The organism is Sphingosinicella rhizophila, from assembly GCF_032378825.1.
Lineage (GTDB): Bacteria > Pseudomonadota > Alphaproteobacteria > Sphingomonadales > Sphingomonadaceae > Allosphingosinicella > Allosphingosinicella rhizophila.
Map to the genome: position 1 here is coordinate 45,480 of NZ_JAVUPU010000001.1, position 16,291 is coordinate 61,770.

Genomic DNA, 16,291 nt, shown 5'->3' on the forward strand with positions numbered 1-16,291 from the left:
AATCGATGCAAGAAAGGATGCCATTGTGAAGAAGAGGTGGATTGCCGCCGGTATCGTCGGTATGGCTGCATTGGGGCTCACCATTTCCGCCGCGGTCGATCCGGGGAAGGGGGCGCCGCCGGGGCGAATGATCGACGTGGGCGGACATGCCCTTCACATCGCCTGCTCCGGTGATCAATCCTTGCGGCCCACCGTCGTGATCGACGCTGGAGCAGGGGTCGCGTCGCCGGGCTATTACTGGGTTCAGCAGGGGGTAGCGGGCTTCACTCGGGTTTGCGCCTATGATCGCGCCGGCATGGGCTGGAGCGAGCCCAGCTCGGCGAGCCGCGACGCCGTGACGATCGCTCGGGAACTTCACACTCTTCTTCAAAATGCGGGGGAAGCCGGCCCTTACATCGTTGCCGGTCATTCGATAGGCGGGTTGATGATGCCCATTTTCGCGAAGCTATATCCCGACGAGACGGCAGGACTGGTTTTTATCGATACCAGTCATCCGGATCAGAATCTGGAAACGCCGCCCCTCGGCTTCGCCTTCCTCAAAGGGATGGAAGTCGCCTCAACCATCGGGCTCGCGCCCCTCGTCCGAAAGCTGATGCCGCTGAACCAGGACCTACCGCGCCCAATCGCAATCAGCCTCTCCCGCCTGTCTGCCGCGCCCGGCACGTTCAGCACCATGGCGCGTGAAGTGAAGGCTTTCCACACTTCGGCAAGTGAGGCCCGCAAGGTGACGGATCTTGGCGACTTGCCACTGATCGTGCTCAGCGCGGCCGCCACCCACTTCTCGCAAGGCGATCCCGAGCTCCAGAAGGAGGTCGAGATCATCGAAACGAAGAACGCATTGCAGAAGCGGACGGCCTCTCTATCCACGCGCGGCCGCCAGATCATTCTGCCCCAAGCCGATCATATGAGCATCGTCATGAACAAGCAGCACGCAGCCCATGTGGTGAATGCCGTCCGCGAAGTCATGGCTGCCGGAAGCGCGCAGCGGGTAGATGGGGAGAATTGATGGCGAACCTGCCCCCGGGCCAGCTTGCCTCGATGACGTGCACCCCGAGTCTGAGATTACGGGACCGCTGAATATTTCGACTTTTCGCCGACTCGCTATACGGAAAGTCTGGCTTCGCCTGTCATTGTGAAGCGACGGGCATCGTGCCCGCTTGGGAGTTATGGAGACGGAGCAATCCTGGCGTCGTCGTGAACTGGTGGCGTGGGTGGCCGGCAAGGTCATGCCCCACGAACCCGTCGTGCGTGCCTGGCTCTCTGCCCGGATGCTGCCCGCGGAGGACATTGATGACCTTATTCAGGAGGGATATTGCCGTTTATCCGCTTTGGACGCGTTCAAGCATGTCGAAAATCCCGGCGCCTTCTTCCTCACGACCGTGCGCAATATCCTCGCCAATCGATGGGCGCGCGCCCGGGTGGTGAGGATCGACGCCATTTCAGAGATCGAGGCGATGGCAGGCGCGGATCAGGCGCCGAGCCCTGAGCGTATGGCGGGCGACCGCCGCGAGCTGGGCCGTGTCCGGGCGCTCATCGCAGCCTTGCCCCACCGCTGTCGCCGGATCGTCGAGCTGCGTCGGATCGACGGGCGCTCGCAGCGTGAGGTCGCCGAAATGATGGGCGTGCCGGAAACCATCGTCGAAAATGAAAGCGTGCGTGGCCTCAGGCTGATCATGGACGGCCTCCGCGCGCAGGGGGATCGGGTCTCCGCAGATTATGAAGCGCGCCGGCCGGGCAGGGGAGGGCGGTCATGACCCTGACGGCTCGCGACATCGAGGCGGAAGCCGCGCGCTTCGCCATCCGCGTCGAGAATGAAGGACGGACGCCTGCGCTGGAAGCGGAGATCGAACAGTGGATCGGCGACGACAGCCGCCGCCGCGGGGCCTTCCTTCGGGCGGAAGCCGCATGGGCCCTGGTTGGCCAAGCCGGGGAAGCGGAGGAGGCCGCGCCGCAAGAAGCTTCATCGGGCCGGGTTTCGCGGCGCGGGCTGTTGGCCGGCGGAGGCGGGCTGCTTGCCGCTTCCGTCGCTCTTGGCCTTTTCGCTCTCTCGCCCGGCGAACGCTATGAGACCAGGATCGGCGAGATCAGCCGCGTGCCCCTGGCCGACGGATCCGTGGCATCGATCAACTCCGACACGGAGCTTGCGGTCAGGCTTGAGAAAAGCGCCCGCGTGGTCGAGCTGGCGCGCGGCGAAGCCTGGCTACAGGTGGCCAAGGATGCCCGCAGGCCCTTCACGGTGGAAGCCGGCCGGGTCCGCGTCCGCGCCGTCGGCACCGCCTTCTCCGTACGCCGCCGCAACGATGGGGCCGACGTGCTGGTGACCGACGGCGTGGTCGAAAGCTGGGTGGAAGGTGCCGAGGGGCATCGTGTCCGCATCGCCGCTGGCGAGCGCGCCTTCGTCGCCGACAATGCCGCGATCAGCAAGGAGAGCCATGCCGCGCCCGAGATCGACCGGGCGCTGGCCTGGCGAAGCGGCCGCATCGATCTCGCCGGCGAAAGCCTCGCCGCGGCTGTTGCCGAGATCAACCGCTACAATGCGCGCAAGATCGTCGTCGCCGATCCGGAGCTGGCGCGCGAGCCGCTGCACGGCATGTTCCGCACTGACGATCCCGAAGGCTTCGCGGCCACGGTCGAGGCGATCACCGGCGCCGAGATCACCCAGCGCGGTCCGGAGCGCATTGTCATCGCTTCGAAAAGAAACTTTTGACCGAATATATACGGAAAAATTCCCGCCGCTGGTCAATGCGATGAGCCCGCCGTCGAGCGGAACTGAGAGGGGGGATCGGATCATGCATAATATCTGGGATATCCGTCGCGCATTGCTTGCCGGAGCCGCGGTCACCACGATCGGCTTCGCGCAGCCTGCAGCAGCGCAAATGCGGGTGTTCAACGTTCCCGCGCTGGATGCCGCAAGCGGCGTCACCGCTTTGGCGCGGCAGGCCGACGCCCAGATCCTCATTTCCGGCAATGCCGCCCGTGGCAAGCGGACCCGCGCCGTCAAAGGGCAGATGAACATCGAGCAGGCATTGCAGGAGCTTCTCCGCGGGACCGGGCTCATCGCACGCCAGACGGCGCCGGCGGCCTGGTCGATCCTGCCGGCACGGCAGACTGCGCGCGCGCAGCTCATTCAGACGGCCGCCGCAGGGGCTATCCAAGTGGCCATGGACCCACCCGAGCAAGCCTCTTCCCAGGTGATTGCGGAGGAGGCGAGCGAAACGGCCTCGCAGGAAATCGTCGTCACCGCGTCGCGCAGAGAGGAGCGGCTGCGGGACGTTCCCGCCGCGATCACCGCCATCACCGGCGAGACACTCGAAAACCAGGGTGTGACGTCGTTCCGCGATTATGCAAGCCTCGTGCCCGGCCTCAGCCAGCGCGACAGCGGTGCGCCCGGCTTTGGCACGGTCATCCTCCGCGGACTCAACACCGGGCCGCAGCAGATCACCAACACGACTGCATTCTACATTGACGATGCGCCGTTCAGTTCGAGTGGATTCCTCGGCGTCGGCGGTCTCGTGAAGCCGGAACCTGAGCTTGCCGATATCGACCGGATCGAAGTGCTTAAAGGACCCCAGGGCACGCTTTACGGCGCCTCCAGTCTCGGCGGTCTGATCCGCATCGTTTCCAAGCGTCCGGAACCCAACGATTTCTCGGGCAATTTGCGGGTCGAGGCGACGACCGTCAGTCACGGTAACGAGGGCTTCGCCGTCCGCGGTTCGGTCAATCTCCCCCTAGTGCAAGACAAGCTGGCCGCCCGCGTTACTGCTTATTATCGGAGGCTGCCGGGCTGGGCCGACAATGTCGGTACCGGCACCAACGATGTGAACGACGGCGACAGCGTCGGCGCCCGGCTCGCCTTCCGTTGGACGCCGACCGAAAATCTCGCCATCGACCTGATCGGTATCTATCAGGATATCGACTCCAACGGTCTCGCCCAGCAGGACAATGTTACCGACACGTTGATCCCGCTCTACGGCAAGCGTCAGTACAGCCAGTTCATCGATTCCAAGACCCTGATCCGCTACCGGCTGGCCACTGCCACCGTGGATTATGATTTTGGGCCGATGTCGCTGATCTCGACATTGAGCTATGCCAAGACGAAGCTGACCTTCAATACCGACTATACCGAAGCCTATGGCATCTTCCTGCCGCTCTTCGGCTATCCCCCCGGCACCGGCCTGGTTGCACCAGGCGGCCCCGGCACGAAGAAATTCACTGCCGAATCCCGTCTGGTCTCCGAGCGGATGGGTCGTTTCGAATTCGTCCTTGGTGCTTTTTACACCAACGAGAAGAGCGCCTATCCGATCGACATCGACGCCATCGACATCGCCACCGGCGTGCCGATCTCCGACCCTCTCGGCAATTTCATCACCACTTTGACAACGTCCGACTATGAGGAGATCGCCGGCTTCGGCAATGTCACCTTCTACATCACCGACGATCTCGATGTCACCGGTGGCCTCCGCTACGCCCGCAACACAGAGGACGTGCTGAACTTCAACTCGGGCTTGCTCGCGACAAATCCGGCTGGAGTTACCAACCTCTATACGTTTACAGATTCGGCAACGACCTATCTCGGCACATTGCGCTGGCGGCCGACCGATAATCTCAGCACCTTCTTCCGTGTCGCCAGCGGCTACCGGCCCGGTGGGCCGCAGACCAATCCGGTGCTGCCGCCCGGCGCCCAGACCAGCATCAACCCCGACACTGTATGGAGCTACGAGGCCGGCATCAAAGGCGCGCTGGTCCCGGGCAAGGTCGATTTCTCCGCCTCCATATACCGGATCGACTGGTCCGACATTCAGCTCAACTCGCTCGCCGGCGGGTTTGTCCTGCAGGGCAATGGCGGCGACGCGAGGGTCGACGGCTTCGAGCTCGAGCTTGCCGCCAAGCCGAACCGCAACCTGACGATGGGTGCCAGTCTCGGCTACACCAATGCGCGCGTCACCCGGATCGATCCCGGCCCGGCCGCTTATCTCGGCGCCGCGAACGGCGACAAGCTGCCGCTCACACCGGAATGGACCGCTGCCGCCTATGCTGACCAAATCTTCGCTCTTTCCGACGGGATCTACGGCACAGTCGGTGCGACGCTCCGTCACGAATCCGACAAGCCCAGTTCCTTCCCCGGTTCGGCGCTAAACCCGAACGTGCAGATTCCGTCGATCACGACCCTCGATCTTCGCGCCGGGGTGCGGTTTGACGGCTATATGGTGCAGTTGCGAGCGGAGAATATCTTCGACAGCAACGGCTTCACCAGCGTGACCACGGGTAAGGTTGTGCCGGGGCAACTGGTCGCGACCCAAGCCATATTGATCCGCCCGCGGACGTTTACCCTGTCGCTCTCCACTGAGTTTTGAGTGGCTGAACGGTGCCAACGCGGGGGAATTGCCACTGATCCGCCTGTTGGGGTCAGATAACCAGAAGGGAATAAGTGTTGGAACGTCGAGAGGTTCTTGCTCTAGGGCTTGCTGCGGCAGGCACGGGATTGGCGCCGGCCGTTTCATTGGCAGCGGGAAAGGACGGAGCCATTCGCGCCTCCAACGCCACAGATATCGACGCGAAGACACTCGGCGAAGCGGAAAAGCTGCACGCGGTGGATTTTCCGAAAGATGCGTTAGGCCGCATCGCCGTGTCCATCGCAGGACAGGTGCAGGCGGTTAAAGCTGTTCGGGGCCTGCCGAAGGCGCTGGATCTGCAACCTGCCTCGCGTTTCGACCCTCGCATGCCGGGGCGGAGCTATAAGCCGCAACAAAATCGCCTTCGTTTGCACGACGAGAAAATTCCGCCATTGCCGAAGGCGGATATCGACATTGCTTATGCTTCCGTGACTCAGCAGGCGCATTGGTTACGGACACGCCAGCTCACGAGCGCGCGTCTGACTGACATCTATTTGGATCGCATTCGCCGGATCGACCCGAAGCTCCATGCCTTCATCACGGTGACCGACAGCATCGCCCACGCGCAGGCGAAGCAACGTGATGCCGAGCTTGCCGCGGGACAATCGCGCGGGCCGCTGCACGGTATTCCTTATGCGCTCAAGGACGTCGTCGACACGGCGGGGATTCTCAGCACTTATGGTTCCTCGCTTTATCGGGATAGGGTGCCGACCGAGGATGCTACGATTGCGACAGAGCTGCGGGAGAGCGGCGCAGTCTTGCTTGGCAAGGTCGCAACGGCGGAACTGGCGAATGGCGCAACCTGGTTCGGCGGCATGGTGCGCAACCCCTGGAATCTGGAGGAGCCTTCCGGCGGATCCAGCGCAGGTTCGGGATCGAGCGTCGCCGCAGGCCTGTGCAGTTTCGCAATCGGCACCGACAGTCTGGGATCTATTCTCAATCCAGCCGACCGATGCGGCGTCACCGGCCTCCGCCCCACCTTCGGGCGCGTTCCAGTCCACGGCTGCATGCCATTAACGCCTTCGCTGGAGCGGATCGGACCCTTGTGCCGTCGCATCGAGGATGCAGCAATCGTGCTGTCGGTGATCAATGGACCCGATCCGACATCGATTGGCTCTATCGACTTCGGGTTCGAATATGATTCCGAGATCGATCTCAGCAAGATCAAGGTTGGCTATTCACCGAAATGGTTCGACCAAGTCGGGTTCGGCAGCGATGTGGCAGGGACGACTGATTTGACGGGGATGATATCCACCAGCCGTGGCCATCTCAATGGTCTGGCCGCAATGCAGGCGTCCGGCGTCGAGATGGTCGAAGTCGAGCTTCCCAAGCTGCCTTATTACGCATTGCTGGAAAGTCTCTACGTGGAATCGGCGGCTATCTTCGAAGAATTAACACTGAGCGGGAAAGACGCGCAGCTTATCGCACCCTGGGCGGATTCCTGGCGGCAGTCGCGTTTCCTCTCGGCCGTCGATTATTACCAGATCGAACGGTTCCGGCGCCAAGTCATGCAGATGATGGACGAGATGTTCGATCGGGTCGATCTCCTGTTCACGCCAACCTATGGCAGCTTCGATCTATTGATGGTCGCGAACTTCACGGGACATCCCGGCATCACATTCAGGTCGGGTTTTGCCGAGCTCGCGACGCGCGATCTTGGGGCTGTGCCCGCCAATCCGGCTGGACCCAAGCATCGTATCACCTCCAACGTGTCGATGCACGGTCGCTTGTTCGAGGAGGGCAAGATGCTAGCGGTGGCGCGTGTTTTAGAGGAAAAGCTCGACGTGTGGCGCGAGCGTCCGCCGATCGGTTAGTGCGTCATTATCCGTTGAATCCCAAACGCCTGGACGAAGCTAGTCCGATGCTCGACAATTTGCTACAAGCGGGCGACGTTCCGATCCTGTTGGCCGCTCCGCGCGACACAGCCACAGATCAATGCTCCCGCCAGCTGACATGAGGGATTAGTAGTGGGTTCCTCTCGTACGTCATATCCGTCGCTGAAACTGAAGGTGCGCATCTTCCCGGGCAAAGATCATTTCTCTGCAATTCCAGACATCATCGGAGAAGGCATCCAGGCAGTTTGGGCGGATAAGCTCGATCGCGCGACGGGGGCATCAACGGATGGCGCTGCAGGCCCCGAGGGCTGATCTTAAGAATAGGCGATGGCCAGATTATCGAAGCAAGGGATGGCTTCCACCGGAGGATAACCCATCAGCCGCGGCTAAGGCTTCCCAATCCTGATCTCCTCCGAGCGTGACAGGTCGATCGGCACGCTTAGGCTGTCCCGCACCGCCACCGCGAAACCGCCAGGATCGTCGGTGCGGAAGACGCCGTCGAACCGCTCCTTGCCGATGGCCGGATCGAGGATGACGAGCTTGCGGCGATTGTAGCGGTTGAACTCCGCCGCTGCCTCCGCGATCGGATCGTTGACGAAATCGACGCGGCCGCTGCGCCAGGCGAGGGTTCGGTCGACCGACGCGAGTTCGGCCGGCGCGCTGGTGATCGCCGCATTGTCGGCAACGAAGGCGCGCTGGCCGGCGGTCAGTCGTGTCCTGTTGCCGTCGGCCCCCTCCGCCCAGGCTTCGACCATGCCTTCGGTGACGAGGATGTCGGCGCCATTGTTATGCCGGCGCACGGCAAAGGCGGTGCCGACCGCCTGCGCGCGGATCCGTCCCGCCTCGACGACGAAGGGCCGGTTGCTGTCCTTGGCCACCTGGAACCAAGCCTCGCCTTGTTCGAGCCGTACCGAACGCCTGGTATCGGCCAGTTCGATGTCGATCCGGCTGGCGGTATTGATCGCCGCCGTGGAACCGTCCGCCAGCGGCACCCTGCGGATTTCTCCGACGCCGGTGGCGTAGACCTCACGGCCGCGAACGAGCAGCAAGCCACCGGCAAAGGATGCGGCAAGTGCAGCGCCGCCACCCGCAAGCATGGTCCGGCGGCTGAACCAGGGCCCGCGGCTGTTGGGGGGAGGGACGGGTGCCTCGCCGCTCTCGACCACTGCGTCGGCACCATCCAGCGCCATCCACATGGCTTCAGCTTCCAGTAGCGCGCCAAGGCGCTTCGGATCGGCAGCGAGCCAGATCTGGAGTTCCGCCTCTTCGGCGGAGGTCCAATCCTCTGCATCCATGCGGACGACCCAGCGCCACGCCTGCGCGTCCAGTTCAGCGCGTGACAGGGTCATGCTGGGCTCCGTCACGCCCGTCGTCCTTCGTTGCTGTGACGTTCCGTCTCGCTCCGATAGTCGCGCCAGGCCCGCTGGACCGCGACCATGCCTTGGTACAATTCGTTCTCGACGATGCTCTCGGTCAGCCCGAGGCGCTGCGCGATCTCCCGTTGCGGCAATTCCTCGAACTTGCGCATTTCAACGATGCGGCGGCGGCGCTCCGGAAGCGAAGCAACGAAGGCACGAAGGCTGCTCATCTCCATCCTTGCCGCGACGTGGCGTTCGGGCGAGGGGGTCTCGTCGATCAGGCCGGCAACCTCGATCTCGCTCAACGCCTCGATCGGGACGATCTTGGCCCGCTTCATGCGGCGGCCGAGAAGATTGCGCGCCATGGTGAAGAAATAGGCATCGGGCCGTTCGATATGCCGGACCTCGTCCAGCATCGCGAAGCGACAGTAACAATCCTGGATCACTTCATCGACATCCTCATGCGGAATGCGGGTGCGCCGCAGCCATGCGCGCACGAAGCGTTCGTGGGGCATGACCGCTTCGGCCACCCACTTCGCTGTCCGGCGGCGCCGGTCGAGAATCCTTTCATTCGGCGACGTCTGTCCTTCGCTTTTGCGCGCGCGCCATGCGTCACTAAGCATATAGAGACATGAGCGGATCATTCTCCTTTTCATTTTACGCAGGAGAGGCGCGACATCGAAAAAATGCTCAATCGAAAAGGAAAATGATTGGCCCGGGTCTCCTTGGAGTCATCGGCGCAAAAGCGCAGGGGATGATGGGGGGATGACATGAATTCGAGTTTCAGCCGGGGCAATATGCTTCTCGCGACCAGCGCGATCACCTGCATGGCGGCCGCATCGCCCGCTCTGGCGCAGGAGCGGGCTTTCGACATTCCTGCCCAATCGGCATCCACCGCAGTGCCGGCCTTGGCGAGACAGGCCAATGTCCAGGTCTTCGCTGCCCGAAAATATACGCGCGGCAAGCGTACCAACGCCGTTCGCGGCCAGATGAACGTCGATCAGGCACTGACGCAGCTTTTGAAAGGGACCGGTCTCGCCGCCCGCGCGACGGGGGCGCAAACCTATACGGTGCTCCCTTTGGCCGAAAGCGCTAGCGCGCCCGAAGTCGCGCCTTCCAGGCTGGTGGAAGCCGCTCCGCAAGCACTCGCGAGCCTGATCGAGCCGGATGATTCCTCCTCCGGCGAAATCGTGGTGACGGCGAGCAAGCGTGTCGAGAAGTTGCGGGACGTGCCGTCGGCGATCACCGTCCATGATGGCGACCGGCTCGACACTCTGGGCGTTCAGTCGGTCCGCGATTATGCCACCCTGACGCCGGGTTTGACCGTGCAGGACACCGGCACTCCGGGCTATGGTAAGGTCTTCATCCGAGGCCTGACCAGCGGATCTCTCCAGCAATCCGCGACCACAGTTTATTATCTCGACGACGTGCCCTTCACCGCGAGTTCGGCCAATGGTGGTGGATCCTTCATCGCTCCGGAACCCGAACTCGCCGACATCGACCGGATCGAGGTGTTGAAGGGTCCGCAGGGCACACTCTACGGTGCATCCAGCCTCGGCGGCGTCGTCCGCTTGATTTCGAAACGGCCGGATCCGACCGCCTTTTCGGGAAGTGCGCGGGCAGAGCTGACTCAGGTCGATGGCGGCGGCACGGGCTATATGGCGAATGTCAGCCTCAACATCCCGCTGGTGACCGACCGGCTCGCGGTGCGTGCGACTGGCTTTTACCGCCGGTCGCCAGGCTATGTCGACAATCTCGGCACCGGTACGAAGAACGTCAACGACAGCGTGTCCAAGGGCGCACGCCTCGCGATCGGATGGACGCCGACCGACCGGCTGACCATCGATGTGGTCGGGATGATCCAGAATATCGACACGGACGGCCTTGCCCTCGAGGACCAGGTTCCAGGCACACTGACGCCGCTCTACGGCACGCGCAAATACAGCAATTTCTTCGACGCTCCGACCAACATCCGCTACCGGCTCGCCTCGGTCACCGGCAAATATGATGTGGGAATAGGGGAGGTGATCGCCACCGGCGCCTATCTCGAAAGCAGCCTGCACATCGATACGGATGTGACCTCGACCTATGCGCCATTCTTCCCGACCTTCGGGCTGTTCGGTTATGTCTACCCACCAGGCACCGGCGTCGCGGTTTCGTCCACCATCCCGCAGAAGAAGACGACCGCGGAACTGCGGTTCGTGTCCAATCGGCTCGGCCCGGTCGAATTCATCGCCGGCGGTTTCTACACCAAGGAGCGTGCGACGATCCCGACCGACGTCGTCGCGCGCGACATGGCGACCAACACACAGCTGCCGGGCCCGCTGGGCTTCATCCTCCGCGCCCCGGTCAAAGACCGCTACGAAGAGATTTCCGCCTTCGGCAATTTGACTTTCTATTTGACCGACGATCTCGATGTCACAGGGGGTCTGCGCTACGCAGACTATAAGGAGGATTTCACCCTCGCCTATGGCGGCATCTATTATGACGCCTTCTTTGGCGGGGCACCACCGCCCGTGGAGTTTGATGGCAGCAATGATCATCTGACCTATCTGGCGACGTTGCGCTGGCGGCCGACCAGCACGCTCAGCACATTCCTGCGCGCGGCGAGCAGCTTCCGGCCTGGCGGGCCGCAGCCGGCCGTGATCCTGCCCCCCGGTGCACAAACCCAGATCGACCCCGATACCGTCTGGAATTACGAGGCCGGCATCAAGGCCGATCTTTTGAATCGGAAATTGAGCATCCAGGCTTCCGTCTTCCACATCGATTGGCGAGACATCCAGCTCTATACGATCGTTCAACAGCAGCAGCTGCTCGCCAATGCCGGCAAGGCCCGAGTGCGAGGTTTCGAGTTGCAGGTCGATGCGCGGCCAACGCCCTTGCTCAGCATCGGTGCCAATGTCGGCCATACGGATGCGCGCATCACCGAGGTCGACCCGGGTGTCACCGCCGTGATCGGTGCTGCCGACGGAGATCCCATTCCTCAGACTCCGCGCTGGACCGCGTCCGCGACCGCCGATCAGCTGATTCCGCTCGGCGAGGATCTCCAGGCACAAGTGGGTGCCACGATCCGCCTGCAGGGGTCCAAATACACCTCCTTTCCCGGCAGCATCAGCTCTCCGAACATAAAGCTTCCGGGCATCACCACCGTCGATCTGCGCGCGGGCCTGACTTACCGCCGCTATCAATTGCAGTTGCGCGCCGAGAATATCTTCAATGAGCGGGGGGTCATCAGCTATACGCCGAACATGCCATCGCAAGCCTATCTCATCCGGCCGCGCAGCCTCATCCTTTCGCTCAGTTCGAATTTCTAGGGTCACGAGCAAATGGGACAACGGACCTTTGGTCGACGAAAATTCCTGGCGTCGGGAATCGGCTTGACGGCTGCGATGACGATGCCGCGGTTCAACGGAGGGATTGCACGCGCTATGACTATCGCCGATTTCAAGACTACAGGTTCGCCGTGGCCGCTGCGCAACAGCGAAGCGTTCGAATATCATTCGAAGGCGGTCGGCGCCGACATGGCGATCGGAACCTGGTCACCATCCCCGGAGCATTTTGCGCGGTTCGGGCAAGGGAATCCGGAGCTGGATATCGTCTATGTGCTGGACGCATCGTTCATGCTCGGCATGGCCGCGGGCAATTGCATGCTGCAATATGCCGATTTGATCGATCCCGGCTTCAAGCCCGTCCTGCTGGTCGGTCTGGATTATCTGGTTGGCCAGGTGAACGCGCGGTCGCGCGACTATACGATGGCGGATTCATTCCCGCCGGCGATGATGGATGCCCTTGCATCGATCCCGAAGCTCGGTGGCGCCGGCAATTTTCTCGCCTTTCTGGAAGACGAGCTCGATCCGTTCATCCGCTCCAAATATAATGTCTCGGACAGGCCAGCCGCCATTCTCGGCGACAGCTGGGGCGGCACCTTCACCTTTTACGCCTTCCTGCAGCAGTCGAAACTGTTCGACCGCTATTGGCTGGGAAGCCCGGGAATATTCACCACGGACAATGATTATATCGCCCAGCTTGAAGAGCGGCTGAAGGGCAAGCTCGTCCATCCGACCAAGATGTTCCTGTCTATGGGATCACGCGAGATGGATGGCGGCGTGGACTTCTATGAAGATATGGGCCGCAACTATCAGCGCCTGGTGAGCGTGCTCGAAAAAGCTGGCCGGGATGACCTCGAATACAAGTCGAAAATCTATGACGGCTACACCCATACTTCCGTGGTCGCCCCGTCGTTGAACGATGCCTTGCTCTACCTCCTCGGCAAGTGAGCGTTTTTCCCGGACCCAGAGCGGGATCTCGACGACTGCGATGCAGGCAAGTTTGGATATGGCAGCCGTGGATCGAGAAGCGCCTGCGGGCACGAAGGCAATTCTAACAAGCCCGTTCCATTCGGCAATCGACGTGGGTCGCTTAGAAGAAGACTCCAAGCTGAGACAATTTGTTGGCCGCCTCTACGTTCTCAAGGACTTTCCGAAGGCTTTGAACGAGCTGCTTCTGCTCCCTGGCGCTGAGAGAAGACAAGAGATGGGCTTCCCGGCGGAAATTGAAGCGGCGCAACCCTTCCCGGCGTTTCAATCCCTCCTCGGTCAGCGAAAGCCGGAGGCGGGATGCATGCCGCGGATCGCGTTCCTGGGTGAGAAGTCCCATCTGCACCAGGCTATTCACGCCGCGGCTGATCGCTGCCTTGTCCAGGCCGATATGTTGGGCGATCGCATTCGAGCTCGTCAACTCGCCTCCACCCACCAGAAAGGCGATCCGCGCTTCGGTGACGCTCAGTCCGAAATGCTTGCGCAAGGGGCCTGCAGCTCCAGCCGCCATTCGGTTGGATATGAAGGTGATGATCGCAAGGGCGTGGGCGTCCAGATCCTGCCCCTGCGCTTCCGAATTGTCGGCATCGGCCAGGGCCGATCCATTCGTTGACATATCAACCTCGTTTAAGAAATCGTCGTCAACATACAGCGGAGATGGGGAAGGGTGGTCAAGCACTTTCCATCTTATGCCCGCTTGTTTGTGGCTTCGGTGTTTGCCGGAGCGAGTTTTGAATCTAAGCGTGACTTTCCCGGACCGGCTTAGCCGCCGACAGGCGTGCCAATTCTTCAGTGGTCACGGTCGTCTAATCATCACCATGACCCTGGCCGAATATTGCGAGCGCGGTTTGCGGGGTCGGCGCGACTGTCAGAGCGTCATTGCCGCGCACCTATATCGCCCTGATCCGAGCCATGGCCGCTCCTTCATCACCGACGTCAAAGCGTAGCAGCGGCGCACGGCAAGCGTCCAGCCAATTCAAAAACTTTGAAATTGGTCGTTGACATGTCAACAGGTATCATGACATTTTGGAGTCACATAAGAAAATTGCGACACCAACAAGTTTGGTCGGGTGGAATGATGTGATGCCGTCTTGTCGGCGATTGTCGCATCGCGACCTGGACATGGAGCTAAGGGGCCGGAGAGATGAAATTTCATATTAAAGCGATATTGCTAGGAACGATCGCGAGCCTGCCCTCGGCAGCCTTTGCTCAAGAGGTCGCGCAAACCGATCCCGTCGACGCAAGCGACACGGCGGATGCCGAAGCTCCCGATGGCGACATCGTCGTCACCGCGCGCAAGCGCGAGGAGCGGCTGCTCGAAATTCCGGCGACCATCGAGGTGTTCACGTCGGATGATCTGGCTGCATCGGGCAATGTGACGCTGAACGACCTGTCGACCCAGATCCCGAATTTCTTCATCACCTCGCCGCGTGTTACCCGGGTGTCGGTGACGATGCGCGGTCTCGGAGTCCCCGGCGTCGGCCTCTATATCGATGGCGTTTATCAGCCCAGCGACGTCGCCTTCTCTATCCCATTGTTCGACTTGGAACGCGTGGAGGTCCTCAAGGGGCCGCAGGGCACATTATATGGTCGAAACGCTTATTCGGGCGCGATCAGTTACGTGACTCGCGCCCCAACGAACGATTTCGAGGGCGAGATCAATGCCGAAGCTGGCAACGCTGAAACGTTCCGCGGCTCCGGGACGATCGCCGGGCCGATCATCAAGGATTTGATCAAAGCGCGGGTGTCGGGCTCGATCCAGCGCCGCTCAGGATTCCGAAACTTCAGCGACGGAAGCGACGCCGATCGTGACAATTACGAAGCGTTCAGCGGCCGGGTGACGATCACACCGACGAGCAATCTGTCAGCTGATCTGAAATATACGTATGTCAACAAGGCCGGACCGTCATTTCTTTATCATCAGGTTACTGGCATCAATGATGATGACGGGAAGCTGCTCCAAACGCCTCGCTTCGGCCCAGCGACCGGAGTGCTTGCGGGGGAGCGGCCGGGAAGCCGTCTGCGCAGCAACAGCCATTCTGCGCGGCTGATCTATTCCGCAGATTCTTTCGAACTCGTCAGCACCACCGCTTATAATAAGCTTCGCTTCAGTGACACCTATGACGTCGATATGGGGCCGGCGGATTTCCTGGTGGTGCGGGGAAGTGGTGCGCTACGGGATTTCAGTCAGGAAGTGCGTGCGCAGTCGAGCAATAATGGCCCCTTCAAGTGGCTGGTCGGGGCATATTATAATAGCGGTACGTCTGGCGATTGTGGGGCTGGGCGCTGCGGCAACGTGCTTGCCGGCAACATCTTTGGCGGCATCTCGATCGTTCAGAATACCGCCCCGCTCCATTATGATGCCTATGCGGCGTTCGCCGACTTCGAATATAAGTTGAGCGATCATATCGTGCTTGGTGGCGGTGCGCGGTACGACGAGGTCAAGCAGGAATTGCGACAGCTGGTCGGCCCCTGGTCGGAAGCGAAATTCCATGGTTTCCAGCCCAAGGTGACGGCCCGTTACCTGTTCAATCCCGACACCCAGATCTATGGATCGATCACCAAGGGCTTCACCCAAGGGGGCTTCAATCAAGCCTTGGCCGGGACCGGCAGCCCCTTGGAAACCTTTCCGAACCAGGTCCTGTGGCAGTATGAAACCGGCTTCAAGAGCAGCTTCGACGATCGACTCGGCAACATCTCCGTCGCCTTATTCTATATCGATGCGCAATCCTTCAACGCTGCGGCGACCATTCCGACGCCCCTCGGGCCGAGAGTGGTCATCGTCAACGTGGGCAAGGTCGAATCCTATGGCTTTGAAGTCGATGCCTCTTATCGCGTCACGCCCAATTTGGTGTTGGAGGCGAGCGGCGGCTACAACCGAGTCACGCCGACCACTTTGTCGCCAACCATCGCCCCAGGTGTCGGCAATGTCGGCGAGCAGTTCCAGCGTGCGCCCAAATGGAGCTATCGCGTTTCCGCCACCTACACTCAGCCGCTGTCAGACGATCTATCGCTGGAGCTCAGCGGCGCGGTGAATGGTGTGGGGCCGACGCGCTTCTGCGGGGAATCCGCGGTCTTCGGCCCATGCCCGCTCCGCGACACCTATCATCTGGTCGATGCCAGTGCCTCGCTGGTCTGGTCGCGTTATCGGCTGTCGCTGTTCGCGCGCAATCTGTTCGACGAAATCTATGCGTCGGACTTCCTGGCCAAATCGGCCTTGGCACAATTCGGTGCGACGAGCGCAGGTGCAGTCTATGGGGAGCCACGTTATTGGGGAGTCCGCGGCACCGTGAAATTCTAATGGACCGGGCAGCCAGCTTTCGAGCTGGCTGCCCCAGGGTATCTCCTCTCTCCAAATGCTGCGTGAGGCGGTTCTTTGGATCCGTCAC

11 protein-coding genes are annotated in these 16,291 nt (G+C 61.5%); 8 read left to right on the top strand and 3 right to left on the bottom strand.

Annotated features, from left to right (window positions below; genetic code table 11):
* Nucleotides 1-25: 25 nt before the first annotated feature.
* From RQX22_RS00205 to RQX22_RS00225, 5 genes are all read left to right on the top strand, one after another.
* Nucleotides 26-1,006: an alpha/beta fold hydrolase gene (locus RQX22_RS00205; RefSeq protein WP_315722543.1), complete on the top strand. Its 981-nt coding sequence runs from the start codon at nt 26-28 to the stop codon at nt 1,004-1,006.
* A 160-nt stretch (nt 1,007-1,166) separates the two neighbouring features.
* Nucleotides 1,167-1,754, top strand: coding sequence for an RNA polymerase sigma factor (locus RQX22_RS00210; protein WP_315722545.1), 588 nt, complete (start codon nt 1,167-1,169; stop codon nt 1,752-1,754).
* Nucleotides 1,751-2,707, top strand: coding sequence for a FecR family protein (locus RQX22_RS00215; RefSeq protein WP_315722547.1), 957 nt, complete (start codon nt 1,751-1,753; stop codon nt 2,705-2,707). The genes RQX22_RS00210 and RQX22_RS00215 overlap by 4 nt, the downstream gene beginning before the upstream one ends.
* A gap of 82 nt (nt 2,708-2,789) precedes the next feature.
* Nucleotides 2,790-5,354, top strand: a complete 2,565-nt coding sequence (locus tag RQX22_RS00220; protein WP_315722549.1) for a TonB-dependent receptor — start codon at nt 2,790-2,792, stop codon at nt 5,352-5,354.
* Nucleotides 5,355-5,719: 365 nt separating this feature from the next.
* Complete coding sequence (locus tag RQX22_RS00225; protein WP_315723492.1) at nt 5,720-7,207, top strand: amidase; 1,488 nt, start codon at nt 5,720-5,722, stop codon at nt 7,205-7,207.
* A gap of 407 nt (nt 7,208-7,614) precedes the next feature.
* Here RQX22_RS00225 and RQX22_RS00230 read toward each other — a convergent pair whose 3' ends face one another.
* The gene (locus RQX22_RS00230) at nt 7,615-8,592 is read right to left on the bottom strand and encodes a FecR family protein (RefSeq protein WP_315722551.1); all 978 of its coding nucleotides are present in this window, start codon (nt 8,590-8,592) and stop codon (nt 7,615-7,617) included.
* Complete coding sequence (locus RQX22_RS00235) at nt 8,589-9,230, bottom strand: RNA polymerase sigma factor (protein WP_315722553.1); 642 nt, start codon at nt 9,228-9,230, stop codon at nt 8,589-8,591. Before RQX22_RS00235 ends, RQX22_RS00230 begins: the two co-directional genes overlap by 4 nt.
* Before the next feature lie 126 nt (nt 9,231-9,356).
* Between RQX22_RS00235 and RQX22_RS00240 the strand changes: the two genes are divergently transcribed.
* Complete coding sequence (locus RQX22_RS00240) at nt 9,357-11,900, top strand: TonB-dependent receptor (protein ID WP_315722555.1); 2,544 nt, start codon at nt 9,357-9,359, stop codon at nt 11,898-11,900.
* 114 nt (nt 11,901-12,014) lie between these two features.
* Nucleotides 12,015-12,863, top strand: coding sequence for an alpha/beta hydrolase (locus tag RQX22_RS00245; RefSeq protein ID WP_315722557.1), 849 nt, complete (start codon nt 12,015-12,017; stop codon nt 12,861-12,863).
* A 142-nt stretch (nt 12,864-13,005) separates the two neighbouring features.
* Here the strand turns inward: RQX22_RS00245 and RQX22_RS00250 are convergent, their stop codons facing one another.
* Entirely contained in the window at nt 13,006-13,581 is a 576-nt protein-coding gene (locus tag RQX22_RS00250; RefSeq protein ID WP_315722560.1) for a MarR family winged helix-turn-helix transcriptional regulator, read from the bottom strand.
* A 465-nt stretch (nt 13,582-14,046) separates the two neighbouring features.
* On the opposite strand from RQX22_RS00250, the gene RQX22_RS00255 reads away from it, so the two are divergent.
* A complete protein-coding gene (locus tag RQX22_RS00255) occupies nt 14,047-16,203 on the top strand; it encodes a TonB-dependent receptor (RefSeq protein WP_315722562.1) in 2,157 nt (718 codons plus the stop codon).
* The last annotated feature ends 88 nt before the right edge of the window (nt 16,204-16,291 follow it).